Origin of the sequence: Conexibacter sp. W3-3-2 (assembly GCF_009707605.1) — a bacterium.
Lineage (GTDB): Bacteria > Actinomycetota > Thermoleophilia > Solirubrobacterales > Solirubrobacteraceae > Paraconexibacter > Paraconexibacter algicola.
In genome coordinates this window covers 1073113-1088079 of the sequence record NZ_WLYW01000001.1, presented here as the reverse complement: position 1 = coordinate 1088079, position 14967 = coordinate 1073113, and the positions used below count along the sequence as shown (strand labels likewise).

The following is a 14967-nucleotide window of genomic DNA, read 5'->3' as shown; positions in this document are numbered from 1 at the left end:
ATGAACGGCGAATCCAGGAGGGTTGGTCATGCTCAACCAGGCCACGACCAGGAGAACGACATGAGCACCGCGCAGGCTGGTCGCCACACGCCGACGCTGAACGGGGCGAGGGTGGCGTCGGACATGCTGCTGGCGGGATTGACCGCGTTCTCGCGTGTCGCCGATGCCGCGGGCGACGGTGACATCGTGCGGTGGCGCAGCGGCCACCGGCACGTCTTCGCCATCACCCACCCGGACTACATCGAGCACGTCCTCCGCAAGCACGCGGATCGCTACAACAAGTCGGTGGAGTACCAGCTGGTCAGCACCGTCCTGGGACGCTCGCTGTTCACCGACGACGGCGAGACATGGCGCCGGCATCGGATGATGCTGAACCCGCTCATGGGGAGGCGGCATCTCAACGGGGTCGTGGACCTCATGATCGACCCGATCGCCGACTACGTCGACAGTCTCGGAGGCGACGGCGGACCGTTCGACGTCGAGATGGTGGCCGACATGACCGAGTTGACGCTCGACGTCGTCGGAGCGGCGCTGTTCGGACGAGGGCTCGGAAGCGTGGCCCGGAAGATCGGGCCCGCGGTCACGACCGGGTTGCGGCTGGGTGAGATCGCCGCGCGTCTGACGATCGTCGCGGCGCCGCCGGCCTGGTCGGTGCGGGCGTTCGGCGAGCTCGTGCACCACGCGCCTCTGCTGCCGTGGCCCCTCGATCGCGCTCAGACGACCATGAAGGTCATCGACGCCATGATCTGGGACGTCATCCACGACCGCGAGGACCACCCGGTGGAGACCGACGATCTCCTGGGCCTCCTGCTGCGGGCTCGCGACGAGGACGGGACGCTGACTGCCAAGCGGGTCCGTGACGAGGCGACGACGTTCATGGTCGCCGGGCACGAGACCACCGCCAACGGGCTCGCGTGGATGTGGTACCTGCTCGCGCTCAACAGCGCGCATCGCGACCGCATGATCGCCGAGGTCGACGAGGTTCTCGGTGGACGGCGCCCGACCGCGGAGGACATCCCGAACCTGCCGTGGACGACGGCATGCTTCCAGGAGGCGCTGCGCTACTTCTCGCCGGTCTGGGTGATCCCACGGACCGCCGTCGTCGACGACGAGATCGACGGCCACCGCATCCCGAAGGGGTCGACCGTGACCATCCCGGTGAACGCGGTGCACCACGACGAGCGCTGGTGGGACGATCCGAAGGCCTTCGTCCCGTCGAGGTTCCTTCCCGGGGCCGCCACCGACCGCCACCGGTTCTGCTATCTCCCGTTCGGCGCGGGCCAGCGCGTCTGCATCGGCATGTCCTTCGCGCTGATGGAGGGAACGCTGATCGCGGCGATGATGGCCCAGCGGTTCGTGTTCGATGTGGTGCCCGGGCACCCCGTGCAACCGGAGGCGACGCTCACGTTGCGTCCGCGCAACGGCGTCCGGATGACCGGCCGTCCCCGGGAGCCCATGGCAGCCCCGGTCGCCGCGTAGCGGACGCGGCTCAGCCGGCGGAGGGTGCGGGGCGGCTCGTCCCCTCGACATCGAAGGCCGGGAGCGCGCGGTCGAGCCATCCGGGCATCCAGAACGTCGCGCGGCCGGTCAGCCGCAGTGCCGCGGGGAGGAGGACCATGCGCACGATCGTCGCGTCGATCAGGACCGCGGTGGCGAGGCCTATGCCGGTCTGTTTGACGACGGTGAGGTCGGTGAGCGCGAAGCTGATGAAGACGCCCGCCATGATCGCGGCGGCGCCGGTGACGACGCGCCCGGTCCGGTCGATGGCGTGGGTGACCGCGTAATGGAGGTCGCCGGTGTCCTGCCATGCCTCGCGGATCCGGGCCAGGATGAAGACCTGGTAGTCGAGGCTGAGGCCGAAGACGACGACGAACATGGCGATGAGGCTGAGGATGTCCGCGTAGCCGGGTCCTCCGAGCGGCGGGTCTGCGCCCTGGAAGAGCAGAGCCACCACGCCGAATGACGCGCCGACGGTGAGCAGGTTGAGGACGACGCTCAGCGCCGGTAGGACGATCGCGCGCAGGATCGGGATGAGGACGAGGAACGTGATGAGACTCAGCGCGACGACGAGGAGCGGAAGGGTGGAGCCGAGCGCGCGCTGGTAGTCGGTGAGCTGGGCCGCGACGCCGCCGACGTCCACACGGGCTCCGGTGGCGTCCGCCAGTCGGTCCCCTTCGCCCTGCAGCTGGTCGTTCAGGGCGCGGGTGCCGGCTGCGTTGGGTCCGCTGTCGGGGACGATGGTGATGCGGGCGGCCTGTCCACCGCCGTCGAGGCTGACGGCGAAGCCGGCCTGGGTGCGGGCACCAGGGCTGCTGCCGTCCAGGGCGGCGAGGACGAAGTACCCAGAGTCCAGCAGTCGGGGGAGCGGTCGCGCAGCCGGGCGATCTCGTCGCTCTGATCACTTCTTCCGGCCGCGCGTCGGGTCCGGTCGCGAGCGGTGCCCAGGCCGTCCTGCAGCGTCGCGCTGCGGCTCGCGCCCTGGCCCAGGGCGTCGGCGAGCTGGTCGCTGCCGCGTTGCAGCCGCTGGATGCCGTCGGCGAGTCGGTCGGTGGCGCCGGCCAGGGCGCCGAGACCGGAGGGGAGCTGCGCGGTCGAGCGCTCGATGCGGCGCAGGCCGTTCTCGAGGTCGGTGGCGCCGCCGGTGATGCGACCCACGCCGTCATCGAGCTTCAGCGCGCCGCTGCGCAACTTCGTCAGGCCGTCGAGGAGCTGACGCGCGCCGCCGGCGAGCGCGTCGGCGCCGTCGACCGCGCGGCCGATCTGGCCGCCAGCGGCGGTCAGGCTGGCGGGGAGCCCCAGGTAGTCGGGATCGATCTGCCGGCCGTCGCGCGGGTCCTTGCCGGAGAAGAACGCCGACAGGCGGCCGGCGCGCTCGAGCGCCTGCCGATACCGCGGGTCCGTTCGTCCGATGGTCATGGTCGAGAGGCTCTTGAGCAGTTCGTCGACGTCGGTCTGCGCGTCCCGTGACGCGTCGGTGAGTCGCTGGAGCTGTCCGCGGCCCTGCTTCAGGCCATCGCGGAGGGTTGCGGCGCCGTCACGGAGCTTGCGGGCTCCGGGGCGTGCCTGGTCGAGGCCGGCGGCCAGCGCGCCGGTGCCTTTGCGCGCGTCGGTGAGAGCCGCGGTCAGGCGCGTGGAGCCGGCACGCGCCTGGGTGAGGCCGGTGCGCAGCCCGCGGGCTCCGTCCCGTGCGCGGCGCAGCGCCGCGCCGAGGGTCTCGGCCCCGCCCGATCCGGTGCCGGCGCCTGCGGCGATCCGGTCGGCCGCGCTGCGCGCGTCGCGCAGCCCGCTGCGCAGGTCGCCGACGCCGCGCTCGGCCTGGCCGAGGCCGCGGCTGAGCTTGCGGGCGTCGCGGCCGCTCTTGCGGAGGTCAGCGGTGGCGCGGGCGGCGCGTCGGTCGGCGGTGAGCAGCCGGGGCTCCTCCTCGACGATCGCGCCGGGCCCGATGACCGTCCGCACTCCGGGCAGCTTGGCGATCCGTCGCTGCCAGGAGGCCATCGCGCGCAGCCGCTCGGGAGAGGTGATCGGCCCGCTGTCGTCCGAGACGTAGACCTCGAAGGGGGCCGTCCAGCCGGCGCCCAGGACCTTGGCGGTCCGGACGGTGTCGATACGCGCGCGGCTGTCGGACGGGAGCGTCCGCACGTCGGGCGGGCCGGTCGTCAGCCCGAGCGCCGGCGCGGACAGCAGCAGCAGGCCGGCGAGCGCAGGACCCGCCGTCAGGAGCGGCCGGCGCTGGACCGCGTCGGCGAACCGCGCCCAACCGCCGCCCTCCCGCGGTTCGCCGCCGATTCGCCAGCGGTCGATCCGGTGACCGACCAGCAGCAGCAGGGCCGGTGCCGCGAGGAACGAACCGGCGACGCTGAGGAACGCCACGAGCGCGACGCTCGCCGCCGCCGAGAGCAGGAAGTCCCCCGGGGAGAGCGCCATCGCGACGACCATCGCGGCGATCAACGTCACCCCCGCGAAGACGACCGTGCGCCCGGCGCTGTCCGCCGCCGCCGCCGCGGCCTCACGCGGAGAGCTTCCGTGGCGCAGCTCCTCACGGAAACGGGACACCAGCAGCAGCGAGTAGTCGACCCCCAGGGCGAGGCCCATCATCTCCGTCAAGGAGCTCGCAACGTCGGTGATCGGCGTGAAGGTCGCCACCAGGGCGACGAGCCCGAACCCCGACGTCACCGCCGCCAACCCGAACAGCGCAGGGATCGCCGCCGCGATCGGCGACCGGAACACCAGCAGCAGCACCAGCAGCAGCACCGGGACAGCAAGGAGAGCAGCGTCGCTGGCCGCTTGGAGCGACTCCTCCTTCAGATCCCCGCCCACGAGCGAGAACCCGGTGACCGACGCGCGCACCGGGCGTCCGACGGAGGTGTCGACCGTCTCGCGTATCGCCTGCCCCGTCTCGCCCGCGAAGGTGCTCTGCGCCTTGGCGAGCACCAGGATGAGCGCGGCGCCACGCGTCGGTCGCAGTTCGGGGATTCCCTGGGCGTCCTCGTCCCAGGGCGAAAGCACACGCAGCCCGGTGTCCCGACGGAGCGTCCGTGCCAGGGCAGCGCCCTGGCGGTCGACCTGCTGCTGCGGGCCCTCGAGCAGGATCGGGATCGACGCCTCGATCCCGAAGGTCCGCTCCGCCACCGCCTGCGCCCGCGCGCTGGAACTGCCGGGGACATCGACGGTGCTCGGCGAAAGGCGATCCTCGAACGACAGCGCGTTGAGCGACAGCGCCAGCGTGACCAGCACCCAGACGGCGAGCGTCACCTTCGGCCGACGGAGGGCGAGGGCCGCGAGGCGCCTCACGAGTTCGGCGTTGAGGCGACGTCCATCAGAAGAAGGTACCAGGTGGTGGTTTTTTCACCATGCCCGGTCCCGGACCTGTTCACGCGCTGCTGCGGGCCCTCCGGGACGTCCGAGTGCTCGGCGAGATTACGGCCTCGAGTTCTTCGAGGGCTTGGCCCGTGTACACGGCGAGTCGCTGCAGATGGGGGAGCGAGTCGCGGGCGCCGGTGAAGCCGAAATTGAGTGTTCCTGCGTAACTGACGCAGGTAATGTTGAGGGCGTTGCCGTGGAGCAGGAGAGACATGGGGTGCACGGCTTCGAGTCGTGCTCGGTTGAAGTAGAGCGTCTCGGGCGGTCCGGGGACGTTTGAGATCGCGACGTTGAACGGCACGGGTGCGCTACCGCCAAGGCCCGCGAGCAGGCCGGTGATCCACGGGCCGTTCACGAGCAGCGTGTAGTACGGGCGGGCCGGCGCCGGCAGGTTCTTGAGGTGCCGTTTGGCTTCGGTGGTCGACGCGCAGATGGCGGCGAGGCGGGCGCCAGGGTCAGCGATGTTGGTGCCGAGGGTGGCGACCATGATGGCGATGGCAGTTCCGCCGAGCGACTCGTCGCTCGCGTCTCGCAGGCTGACGGGGATGCCGGCGGTCAGGGATCGCGGCGGCAGTTGGGAGTGCTCGGAGAGGTAGCGGCGCAGTGCCGTTCCGCACAGGTACAGCACGATGTCGTTCAGCGAGCAGTCGGCCGTAGAGGCGAGGGCCTTGACGCGGGCGAGGTCGTACTGCTGTGTGGCGAGGCGACGCTGTCCCGCCAGCCGGCCGTCGAGCACCGATCCGACGGTGCGGTACGGAGCCTGGAGATCTTGGCCGCCGATGCTGGCACGGGCAAGCGCAAGGCCCGCCCTGCCGAGGCCGGTGACGCCCGTCGCGCTGCTGCGTGCTCTGTCGGTCAGCCGCCCCAACGCCGATGTCGTGCTCTCACGGCGACGTCGTGTCCCGGCCGGGACCGTCCAGAACGGCGCCATCTCCGTCTCCGTGGGATCGGGCGAGAACGCGCGCATGATCATTCGCATGCCGCTCACTCCATCGATGATCGAATGGTGCATCTTCATGTAGAGGGCGAACCGGTCGTGTTCGAGTCCTTCGATGACGTGCACCTCCCAAAGGGGGCGACGCAGGTCGAGCGGGTGGCTGTGCAGCCGTGAGACGAGCGCACCGAGTTCGCGCTGGCCGCCTGGATGGGGCAGTGCCGAGTGCCGGACGTGGTACTCGGCGTCCAGGTCGCGGTCGTCCTGCATGAGCGGCAGCCGCGTCCCAACGATCGGCCCGTCGAAGAGCCTGAGGTTCCACGGTGGCGGGATCGAACGTGCTGCTCGCATTGCCGCGACCTCGTTGGCGAGATAGTCCGCAGGTGCGTCCTGCGGCAGCGAGAACTCAAACAGCCCAGCTACGTGCATAGGAGTGTCGCGCGACTCGAGCATGAGCCAGGCCGCGTCCAACGGGGACACCTGTCGTAGTGCCATCTCACAACCTCCCGAACGTGAAAGAACGAACGCTATCCGAGTACGTCAGGCCGACCGGGCCGCGGTCGTCTCTCTGCATCCGCGAGCTTCGGCCAAGAGCCTGGGTGGCTCAGCGATCAGAGTGAGCGTTCGGGCGATAAGGTCGCCCTCAGTGCGCGCCGCCGGCGATCTCACCCGCAAGGGCAACCTCCGCGTCGCGGAGATCCTCGACGCTGCACTGCGCTGCCTGGCGCGCGACGGGTACGCCGCGACGTCGATCCAGCGGGTGGCCGACGAGGCGGGTGTGCACAAGCGGGTCGTCCTCTACTACTACGAGTCGCGCGAGAACCTGTTCGACGCGGTGGTGCGGGCGCTGGGCGATCGGCTGTTCGATCGTCTGGAAGAGGCGCTGGCCGGGCTCGAGGAGCCGGCGGACATCGTGGACCGGGGATATACCGAGCTGTGGTCGGCGATCACGACCGATCGTGCGTTGCTGGTGGCCTGGTTCGGCCTTCGGGCGGAGGCGATCACGGACCCCGTCCTCCAGGTCACCGCGCGCTACCTCTCCGACCGGCTCCGCGCGCTCATCGGCGGATTGATCGACGACGCTCTCGGGCGCGGCCGGGTCCTGGTCATCAGCCGATCCTCGCTGGAGGTCCTGATCATGGCCGGACTGCAGGGACTGATCCTGGACTACCTCGAGCGCGGCGAGACGCCCGAGCTCCAGGCGGGCATCCGTGACTTCCAGAGGTGGCTGACGGCGGTGAGCGCACCGCCCCCGACCGATCGCTGAGTCGGCGCCCGTGTCTCGCCGGGGGCCGCTCAGGCGGCCGTAGGTCGAGGACCGCTGACCTGTTGGAAGCTGACACGCGCACCGCCGACCTGCTCGACGCCGCCACGCGCCTCGAGCACGTCGAGGTGCGCGAGCACCTCGCTCACCGCGAGAAAGAGCATGTCCTCCGGCAGGCTGCGCCAGAGGGCGTCGACGAGCGTCCGGGCGGTCGCCGGCCCGTGGGCGAGGTGCGCATGGATCTCGCCCGCGCGTTCTTCGTGATGACGTGTGCGCTGCTCGATCAGGCCGCGGGTCCCGGCGAAGACCGGGCCGTGACCTGGCAGGGCGCAGAGGACGTCCAGCTCCCGGGTCAGGCGTAGCGACTCCAGGTAGTCGATCAGCGGCCGTGACCGCGCCCCCCTCACGGGCCGCCTCCTCGGCGTCGACCGCTCCGGGCGGGAGACTTGCCAAGGGGTTCGAGGAGATCGCGGGCAGCAGATGGTCCCCGGTGATGAGCAGGCCGTCGGCCTCGTCGAAGAACACCAGGTCACTGGGGCTATGGCCGGGGCGGTGCAGCACGCGAAAGGTCCGATCGCCGGCGTCGAGCAGATCGCCGTCGGACAGGCCGATGCCGATGTCGACCGGTGCGGTGAACTCGATCTCCGTTCCCTGCCTACGCGCGAGCGTCTCCAGCTCCTGCCCGCTCATCCCGTGTCGCGCCATCAGGATGCTCATGTACGCCCGTTGGCGCTCCAGCGAGACCGCGAGGTCCGCGAAGTCGCCGATTAGTGGGCCGAACGCCGCGACCCGGGCCCCCGAGCGCCGCGCGATCTCGCCGGCGTTCCCGACGTGATCAGGGTGCTGGTGGGTCAGGACGATCAGCTCGATGTCTCTCGTGCTGACCCCGGCTGACACCAGACCGGCCTCGAGGGCTGTGAGGGCCTCCGGCGTTCGCGGGCCCGTGTCGACGAGCGTGAGCGGCGAGCCGCGGAGCACATACGCGTTGATCGGGCCGATCGGCCAAGGCGTCGGCAGAGGAATCACGCTGATGTCGGAGGGCAGGGCGACCACCGGTGTCAGGTGGCGTACCTCGGTGGCGGGCCGCGGCCCGGTCATGGTGTCCTGGGAGCCACGATCGTGATGGTTCCCTGGCCGGCGCAGACGAGCCGGTCCTGGACTTGGAGCTCACCGCGGACGACAGCGCTGCGCTTGGTCATGGCGAGGACGCTCGCGTGGGCGTCGACGGTGCCGGCCTGCACCGGCGCGATGTAGTTCAGCTTCAGCTCGGTCGTGGCACCCCAGTGCCCGTCGGGCATGAGCGGGTAGATCACGGCGCCGGTGATGTGGTCCATGATGCCGGCGAGGACGCCGCCGTGGACGTTGCCGGAGGGGGTCAGCAGGTTCTCACCGAGCTGGGCGCGCGCGAGGAGCGTGCCCGGTCCGAACTCGACGAGCTCGATCCCGAGGTACTGGGCTAGGCCGGGCATGGCGTTGCCCAGTTCGATCATGGTCTGCGCGATCGCTGGGTTGTAGCGCTCGCTGAAGGTGTCCGGCGTCATCGGGCGGTCGTCCTTGTGTGTGTGGTCAACGGGGTTTCGGGGCCTGGGCCGTGCTCCGGGTCGGACTGCTCGCCGTGGCCGAAGCTCACCGACGGCAGGATCCGACCCAGCCATACCGGCTGTCGCCAGGCGAGCGGGCCGAGCAGGCGCAGCGCCACGGGGAGCACCAGGAGCCGGACGAGGAAGGCGTCGAGGAGCACGGCGATGCCCAGGACGGCACCGCACTCCTTGGCGGCCAGCGAGTCGGCCACGGTGAAGGAGAAGAAGACACCCACCATCACGGAGGCGGCGGCGATGATGACGGGTCCCGAGCGCGCGACGCTCTCGATGACTGCCGCGCGGGCGTCGCCGGTGTTGTCCCAGTGCTCCCGCGTCGCGGAGAGGAGGAACACGGTGTAGTCCATGGTGATCGCGAAGATCATCGCGAAGAACAGGAGGGGGACCCAGAAGTCGATGAAGCCCTGGGGTTGGAAGCCGAAGAGTCCGGAGAGGTGCCCCTCCTGGAAGATGAGGACGGTCACGCCGAAGGCCGCGCCGGTCGACAAGGCGCTCGACGCGGTCGCGAGCAGCGCGACCACGGGCGCCTGGAACGCGACGAGCATGAGCGCGAAGGCGAGGAGCAGCATCACGCCCAGCGCGTAGGGCGTGATCCGGTTCACGGCGTCCTGGAAGTCCTTCACCTCGGCGACGACGCCTCCGACCGAGGCCTGCGCCGGGATCGCGGCGCGAAGTGAGGCGACCGCTCGGCCGGCGTCATCTGAGGTCCGCACGGCGGTCAGCGGTGCCTGCACCAGGACGTTGCCGTCACCGTCGCTTGCCGGCTGGGAGGCCGGTCCGAGAGCCGGCTGCGTCCGAAACGCCTCGATGATGCGAGCGGTCTCGCTCGCAGGACCGATCACCTGGACCGGCCCCAGCGCACCCGGGCCGAAGGCGGTGCGGGCGGCTTCGGCGCCGGTCCGGGCCGGCGCGTCGGCCGGCAGGAGCCCAAGATCTGGGACCCCCACCTTCATGCCGAGTGCGGGCGACGTCAGGGCGAGCATCAGGACGACGGCGGGGACGCCGTAGCGCAGCGGGTGCGCCCAGAGCTGTGCGCCCCACGCCGCCAGGCGCTGGGAGCGGTGCGCTGAGCCGGCCTTCCGCCAAGGAAGCGGGAAGCGGTCGATGCCGTGACCGAGGCGGTTCAGCACGACCGGGAGAAGGGTGAGGACCATCGCGAGCACGAGGCTGACGGAGATGAGGATGCCGATGGCGACGGAGCGCAGCATCGTGTTCGGCACGACCAGGATGACCATGAGGGTGCTGAGCACCGTCAATCCGGAGAAGAGGACGGCCTTTCCGGCTGTGTCCATCGTCGTGGCGACCGCCGAGGTGGTCGGGATGCCCGGGCGCAGCGCGGCCCGGAACCGCATGACGATGAACAAGGCGTAGTCGATGCCGAGCGCCAGCGTGAAGATGGAAGCGAAGTTCTGCGACCAGATCGACAGCTCGCCGAACGCCGCGAGGGCGACCAGCAGCCCGCCGGAGATCGAGAGGCCGATGACGGTCAGGAGGAGCGGAAGGCCTGCGGCGGCCAGCGACCCGAACGCCAGCAGCAGGATCACCATCGTGACCGGCAGCGCGATCAACTCGGCCTTCTGCGCCTCACGTCCATGGTTGTCGTTGAAGTCCGCCCACTGCGCCGGCAGCCCGGTGCGCATCACACGGGCTCCAGGAACGTCGATCTCCCCGAGTCGGTCGCGAAGACGGTCTGCGGCACGGACCATCTCGGCCGTGCCGGCACCGGCACGCCCGACGACGATCGCCGTCCGCCCGTCGGGTGAGATCGTGCCGAGGGCCTTCGGGCTCGAGACGCCTGCGATCGCCGGATCGGCGCGCAGGACGGCGCTCGCACGCCGGATCGCGGTGTCGCGGGCGTTCTCGGCGCCCGCGTCGCTCTGGACGACAGCGAGGACCGCGTAGGACGACGGCACGTCGAAGTCCTCCTCGACGGCCGCGCGGACGTCGACCGACTCGCTGCCGAGTGCCTCCCATCCGGCCCCGGAGAGCTCGTCGTGCAGTCGTGGGAACTGGGTGGCGAGCCCCGCAGCCAGCAGACACCAGATCAGGACCACCATGCGTGCCCGGCGGATGCACGAAAGCGCCAGGGAGCCGACCCTGCCGACCGCGATTGAGGGCGAGTGGTCGCTCACGTGCTGCGAGCGGCGGATTGGGGACGCCACGAGATGATCATGATGCTATTCGTCCTAGAGTAATCGAACGCTCACTGTACGAGCGCAAAGAGTACCGAACGGTGCGAAACATCGTACTACGGGTATCGTCCGGCGCGCCGGTATCGCCAGCCCGACCCTTCTTAGGAGCCTTCGATGAGCAACCTGCCGACTCTCACTTCGACCACCGTCGCCATCACGGGCGGGGCGCGAGGCATTGGCCTCGCCACTGCGCGCGCCGTCCTCGACGCGGGGGCAGGGTCGCCATAGGTGACATCGACGAAAGCGCCGTCAAACGCGCGGGGGAGAGGCTCGGCGGCCGGTGCCTCGCCCTGCAGTTGGACGTGACCGACCCGGTCTCGTTCGAGGGCTTCGTGGATCTCGTCGAGCGAGAGCAGGGGCCGATCGGCGTCCTGCACAACAACGCGGGGATCATGCCCATCGGACCGTTCCTCGAGGAGACGGCGGCGACGGCGCAGCGCCAGATGGACATCAACGTGCTCGGGTGCATCATCGGCATGAAGGCCGTCCTTCCGCGCATGCTTGAGCGCGGGAGCGGGCACGTCATCAACACCGCCTCGGTCGCCGGTCGCGCACCGGTGCCAGGTGGGCTGACGTACGCGGCGTCGAAGGCCGCGGTGGTGTCGATGACGGAGTCCGCCCGTGTCGAGTTCGGCGGTCGCGGGATCTCGTTCACCTGCCTCATGCCGTCATTCACCAACACCGAGCTCATCACGGGGACGGCGGGCACGAAGCTGATCAAGACGGTCGAACCCGAAGATGTCGCGGCGGCCGTCTGCGCGGTGATCCGGGACCCACGGCCCGACGTCTACGTTCCGCGGATCATGGGTCCGCTGCTCCGGGCGCAGCCGCTGCTGGGCCGTCGCCTGCGCGACGCCGCAAACCGGGCCCTGGGGGCCGATCGCGCCTTCCTGCAGATCGACGCGTCCACCCGCGGGGCGTACGAGCAGCGGATCGCTCCGGCCGAGCAGCAGCCGGCCCTCGCGGCACCGGATCCGTCCTCCTGTGACGACGACCTGCCACATATGTGAGCGTTCGTTCCGGGTCCGACGAGGCACGATACGGTTGACGTGCCAGGTGCGGGCTGTCACGCTCCGTTCTATGTCAACTTCTGAAACGATCGCTCTCGAGCAGCTGCAGGTTGCCGATGATGCTCTCTGGCGCGACGGGCCCCCGCACGAGGTGTTCAAGCGCCTGCGCAACGAATGTCCAGTCCACTGGAGCCCCGCCATCGCGCAGTCTCCGGAGGACGCCGGCTTCTGGTCGGTGACGAAGGCCGAGGACATCCTCGCCGTGAGTCGTGACTGGCAGACCTACTCGTCGGCGCAGAACATCATCATCACCGACCACGCGGTGCCGCTACATCTGGTCCAGGGCATGTTCATCGGCATGGACCCGCCCAAGCACGACCGCATCAAGGCGCTGTTCCAGCGGGCGTTCACGCCAAAGGCGATCGCCGCACACGAGGCGGCGATCCGCGAGATCACCGCCGGGGTCATGGACGGGCTTGAAGGTCGCGACGAATGCGACCTCGTCACCGAGATCGCGCAGCCGGTCGTCTCGCGGGTGATCGGGAGCTTCATGGGCCTCGATCCGGAGGACGACGAGCCGTGGGCCGTCGCGATCAACTCGCTCCTGGGCTTCGGCGACCCCAACCTCAACCCGAAGGGCCTCGAGGCGCTGATCGCCGAGGACGTCCCTCTCATGTACGAGAAGTGCATGAAGCTCGTGGCCTCCCGGCGCGCGAATCCGACCGACGACATGCTGAGCGTCCTGGTGTTCGCCGAGATCGACGGTGACATGCTCACCGACGAGGAGATCTTCGCCGGCTTCGTGCTGATGATGGCTGCGGGCAACGACTCGACGAAGTCGACCTACAGCAGCTGCATGCGCGCGATCATGGAGGATCCGACGCAGAAGCAGCAGCTCATCGAGGACCCGTCGCTGGTGCCCAGCGCGGTCGAGGAGGCGCTGCGGATGTTCCCGGCGTTCGCGCACTTCCGGCGGACCGCCACCAAGGACACCGAGCTTGGCGGCTGCCCGATCAAGAAGGGCGACAAGGTGGCTCTGTGGTATCCGTCGTCCAACCGCGACGAGCAGGTCTACGAGAACCCGGACGTCTTCGACGTGACCCGCAACCCCGAGCACCAGGCGTTCGGTGCCGGAGGGCGCCACTTCTGCCTCGGCACGGCGCTCGCCCGTCTCGAGCTGTCGATCCTGATCGAGCAGACCGTGGCTCGGTTCCCGGACATCAGGATCGTTGGTGAGCCGACCTACGTGCTGTCGCAGTTCGCCAACCAGTTGGCGACGCTGCCCGTGCGGCTCCGCTGAGGCCCCCTTCGTCGGCTCCTGGCCTCGGGCCCGGAGCCGACGGACGGTCGTCCGGGCGCGGGTTTTCAGCTCCGCGCGCGCTCCTCCTCGAGCTGGCGCAGCTCGATCCGGCGGATCTTGCCGGTGAGCGTCTTGGGCAGCTCGGTGACGAACTCGATCTTCCGCGGGTACGCGTAGGCGGACAGGCGTTCACGGACGAACGCCTTGATCTCCTCCGCGAGCTCGTCGGCCCCTTCGACGCCGGCGGCGAGCACCACGAACGCCTTGACCACATGGCCCCGGCGCTCGTCCGGGGAGCCGACGGCGGCGGCCTCCGCGACCGCGGGGTGTTCCAGGCACGCGGACTCCACCTCGAACGGTCCGATCCGGTACCCGGCGGCGATGATGAGGTCGTCGGCGCGGCCCTCGTACCAGTAGTAGCCGTCCTCGTCCGCGCTCGCCGCATCGCCCGTGCGGAACCACTCGCCGCCGAAGACGCGCTCGGTGTCCTCGTCGCGCTGCCAGTACCCGAGCGGGTAGTGCGGGTTCGACCGCGCCCTCAGCGCGATCTCGCCCCGCTCGCCGGGCGTCGTAATCGGCTGGGAGTCCTCGTCGAGGATCGCCATCTCCCACCCGGGCATCGGCTTGCCCATCGAGCCCTCGCGGACGTCCATCCAGGGGTAGTTGGCGACCATCGGGTAGCTCTCGGTCATGCCGTAGTAGTCGAGGACCGTGAGGCCGTACTGCTCGCGGAACCAGCGGATCGCCTCCGGGTTCAGCGGCTCGCCGGCGCTGCAGACGACCCGGAACTGCTGCGGGTGCGTCGTGCCGGCGTCGGCGATCGACATCATCGAGCGCATGGCCGTGGGCGTCGTGAAGACGTTCGTGACCGCGTTGCGGCTGAGGAAGTCGAGCTGCTGGTTCGGGTCGAAGCCGCCTTGGCGCTGGAGGACGCACTGCACGGCGCCCAGGCGCCACGGCCCGAGCAGCGGCGCGATGCCGGCGGCCCACGCCCACTCCCCCATGCCGTGGAAGCGCTCGCCGGGCTGGACGTCGTGGGAGTGGACGAACTCGTTGTGCGCGAGGAGGTAGCGGTGGGCGTGGACGATGCCCTTTGCCGTTCCGGTCGTGCCGGACGTGTAGTAGAGCTGGGCCGGGTCGTCGGCGCTCGTGTCGGCCACCACGGGCGTCGCGTCGGCGGCGGCCAGCAGGTCGGCGTCCAGCACCAGCACCTCGTCGACGAGGGAGGCGTCGAACCGGTCGACGTTGGCCGCGTCGGTGACGAGCACCTTGGACTGCGAGTCCTGGAGGCGGTGGCGGATGCCGTCGTCGCCGTAGAGGACCGACATCGAGAGCAGGACGGCACCGAGCTTCCACGTGCCGAAGAAGAGCGCCGCGGTCTCCGGGGTCGGCGGCAGGACGACGGCGACGCGGTCGCCCTTGCCGATCCCGTGCGCCGCCAGCAGGTTCGCGGCCCGGTTGGCGAGGTCCTGCAGTTCGCCCCAGGTCAGCTCGCGGGTCGCCCCGTCGAACCGCTCGTGGACCATCGCGAGCTGGTCGGCGGGGTGCTTGTCGCAGACGTCCCGGGCGATGTTGTAGCGCTCCGGGACCTCCCAGACGTGGTCGGCGACGGCCTGCTCGTAGGACCGGGGGGAGGTGGGCACGACGGGCTCCTTCTTTCCTGAGAGTGGCGAGACGTAAAGTGAATGCTCGCACACTTGAAGGCGCATAGAGACGGTCGTCACCGAACGAAATAGATCGCATCAATAGTGAGTGATCGCTATCGTGAGGCTGACGAAAGCGCGATCCATCGACCGCGCTGTTCCCTTC

Annotated in this window: 11 protein-coding genes and 1 pseudogene; 4 read left to right on the top strand and 8 right to left on the bottom strand. The window is 70.0% G+C overall.

All coding sequences use genetic code 11. The features are described from left to right. The first annotated feature begins 60 nt into the window (after positions 1-60). Complete coding sequence (locus GKE82_RS05400) at positions 61-1479, top strand: cytochrome P450 (RefSeq protein ID WP_196189067.1); 1419 nt, start codon at positions 61-63, stop codon at positions 1477-1479. 10 nt (positions 1480-1489) lie between these two features. Here the strand turns inward: GKE82_RS05400 and GKE82_RS05395 are convergent, their stop codons facing one another. The 3 genes from GKE82_RS05395 to GKE82_RS05385 all read right to left on the bottom strand — a co-directional run bounded on the left by GKE82_RS05395 (position 1490) and on the right by GKE82_RS05385 (position 6289). After that, positions 1490-2239, bottom strand: coding sequence for an MMPL family transporter (locus GKE82_RS05395; protein ID WP_309233794.1), 750 nt, complete (start codon positions 2237-2239; stop codon positions 1490-1492). After that, complete coding sequence (locus GKE82_RS30565) at positions 2194-4791, bottom strand: MMPL family transporter (protein WP_154732592.1); 2598 nt, start codon at positions 4789-4791, stop codon at positions 2194-2196. The genes GKE82_RS05395 and GKE82_RS30565 overlap by 46 nt, the downstream gene beginning before the upstream one ends. A 79-nt stretch (positions 4792-4870) precedes the next feature. Continuing rightward, complete coding sequence (locus GKE82_RS05385; RefSeq protein ID WP_154732591.1) at positions 4871-6289, bottom strand: wax ester/triacylglycerol synthase family O-acyltransferase; 1419 nt, start codon at positions 6287-6289, stop codon at positions 4871-4873. Between the two features lie 151 nt (positions 6290-6440). Here GKE82_RS05385 and GKE82_RS05380 point away from each other — a divergent pair, with 151 nt between their 5' ends. Then, a complete protein-coding gene (locus GKE82_RS05380) occupies positions 6441-7061 on the top strand; it encodes a TetR/AcrR family transcriptional regulator (RefSeq protein ID WP_309233431.1) in 621 nt (206 codons plus the stop codon). A 29-nt stretch (positions 7062-7090) separates the two neighbouring features. Here GKE82_RS05380 and GKE82_RS05375 read toward each other — a convergent pair whose 3' ends face one another. From GKE82_RS05375 to GKE82_RS05360, 4 genes and pseudogenes are all read right to left on the bottom strand, one after another. Next, complete coding sequence (locus tag GKE82_RS05375; RefSeq protein ID WP_154732589.1) at positions 7091-7465, bottom strand: hypothetical protein; 375 nt, start codon at positions 7463-7465, stop codon at positions 7091-7093. A 118-nt stretch (positions 7466-7583) separates the two neighbouring features. Then, positions 7584-8156: pseudogene (locus tag GKE82_RS31235) on the bottom strand (MBL fold metallo-hydrolase); the annotation flags it as partial. Next, on the bottom strand, positions 8153-8599 hold the full coding sequence (locus GKE82_RS05365) for a PaaI family thioesterase (protein WP_196189065.1): 447 nt from the start codon (positions 8597-8599) through the stop codon (positions 8153-8155). The pseudogene GKE82_RS31235 and the gene GKE82_RS05365, both read right to left, overlap by 4 nt. Beyond that, complete coding sequence (locus GKE82_RS05360) at positions 8596-10713, bottom strand: MMPL family transporter (protein WP_154732587.1); 2118 nt, start codon at positions 10711-10713, stop codon at positions 8596-8598. Before GKE82_RS05360 ends, GKE82_RS05365 begins: the two co-directional genes overlap by 4 nt. Before the next feature lie 176 nt (positions 10714-10889). On the opposite strand from GKE82_RS05360, the gene GKE82_RS05355 reads away from it, so the two are divergent. Together GKE82_RS05355 and GKE82_RS05350 are read left to right on the top strand one after the other, a co-directional pair. Beyond that, positions 10890-11858: an SDR family oxidoreductase gene (locus GKE82_RS05355; RefSeq protein ID WP_309233430.1), complete on the top strand. Its 969-nt coding sequence runs from the start codon at positions 10890-10892 to the stop codon at positions 11856-11858. 70 nt (positions 11859-11928) lie between these two features. Next, positions 11929-13158, top strand: a complete 1230-nt coding sequence (locus GKE82_RS05350; protein ID WP_154732586.1) for a cytochrome P450 — start codon at positions 11929-11931, stop codon at positions 13156-13158. Positions 13159-13223: 65 nt separating this feature from the next. Here the strand turns inward: GKE82_RS05350 and GKE82_RS05345 are convergent, their stop codons facing one another. Further along, a complete protein-coding gene (locus tag GKE82_RS05345; protein WP_309233429.1) occupies positions 13224-14801 on the bottom strand; it encodes an AMP-binding protein in 1578 nt (525 codons plus the stop codon). Positions 14802-14967: the final 166 nt, after the last annotated feature.

What these genes read in the sequence shown, in the direction of transcription:
- GKE82_RS05385 (WP_154732591.1), bottom strand. Translation starts at nt 6,289, where the DNA reads ATGGCACTACGACAGGTGTCCCCGTTGGACGCGGCCTGGCTCATGCTC.
- GKE82_RS05400 (WP_196189067.1), top strand. Translation starts at nt 61, where the DNA reads ATGAGCACCGCGCAGGCTGGTCGCCACACGCCGACGCTGAACGGGGCG.
- GKE82_RS05350 (WP_154732586.1), top strand. Translation starts at nt 11,929, where the DNA reads ATGTCAACTTCTGAAACGATCGCTCTCGAGCAGCTGCAGGTTGCCGAT.
- GKE82_RS05365 (WP_196189065.1), bottom strand. Translation starts at nt 8,599, where the DNA reads ATGACGCCGGACACCTTCAGCGAGCGCTACAACCCAGCGATCGCGCAG.
- GKE82_RS05360 (WP_154732587.1), bottom strand. Translation starts at nt 10,713, where the DNA reads ATGGTGGTCCTGATCTGGTGTCTGCTGGCTGCGGGGCTCGCCACCCAG.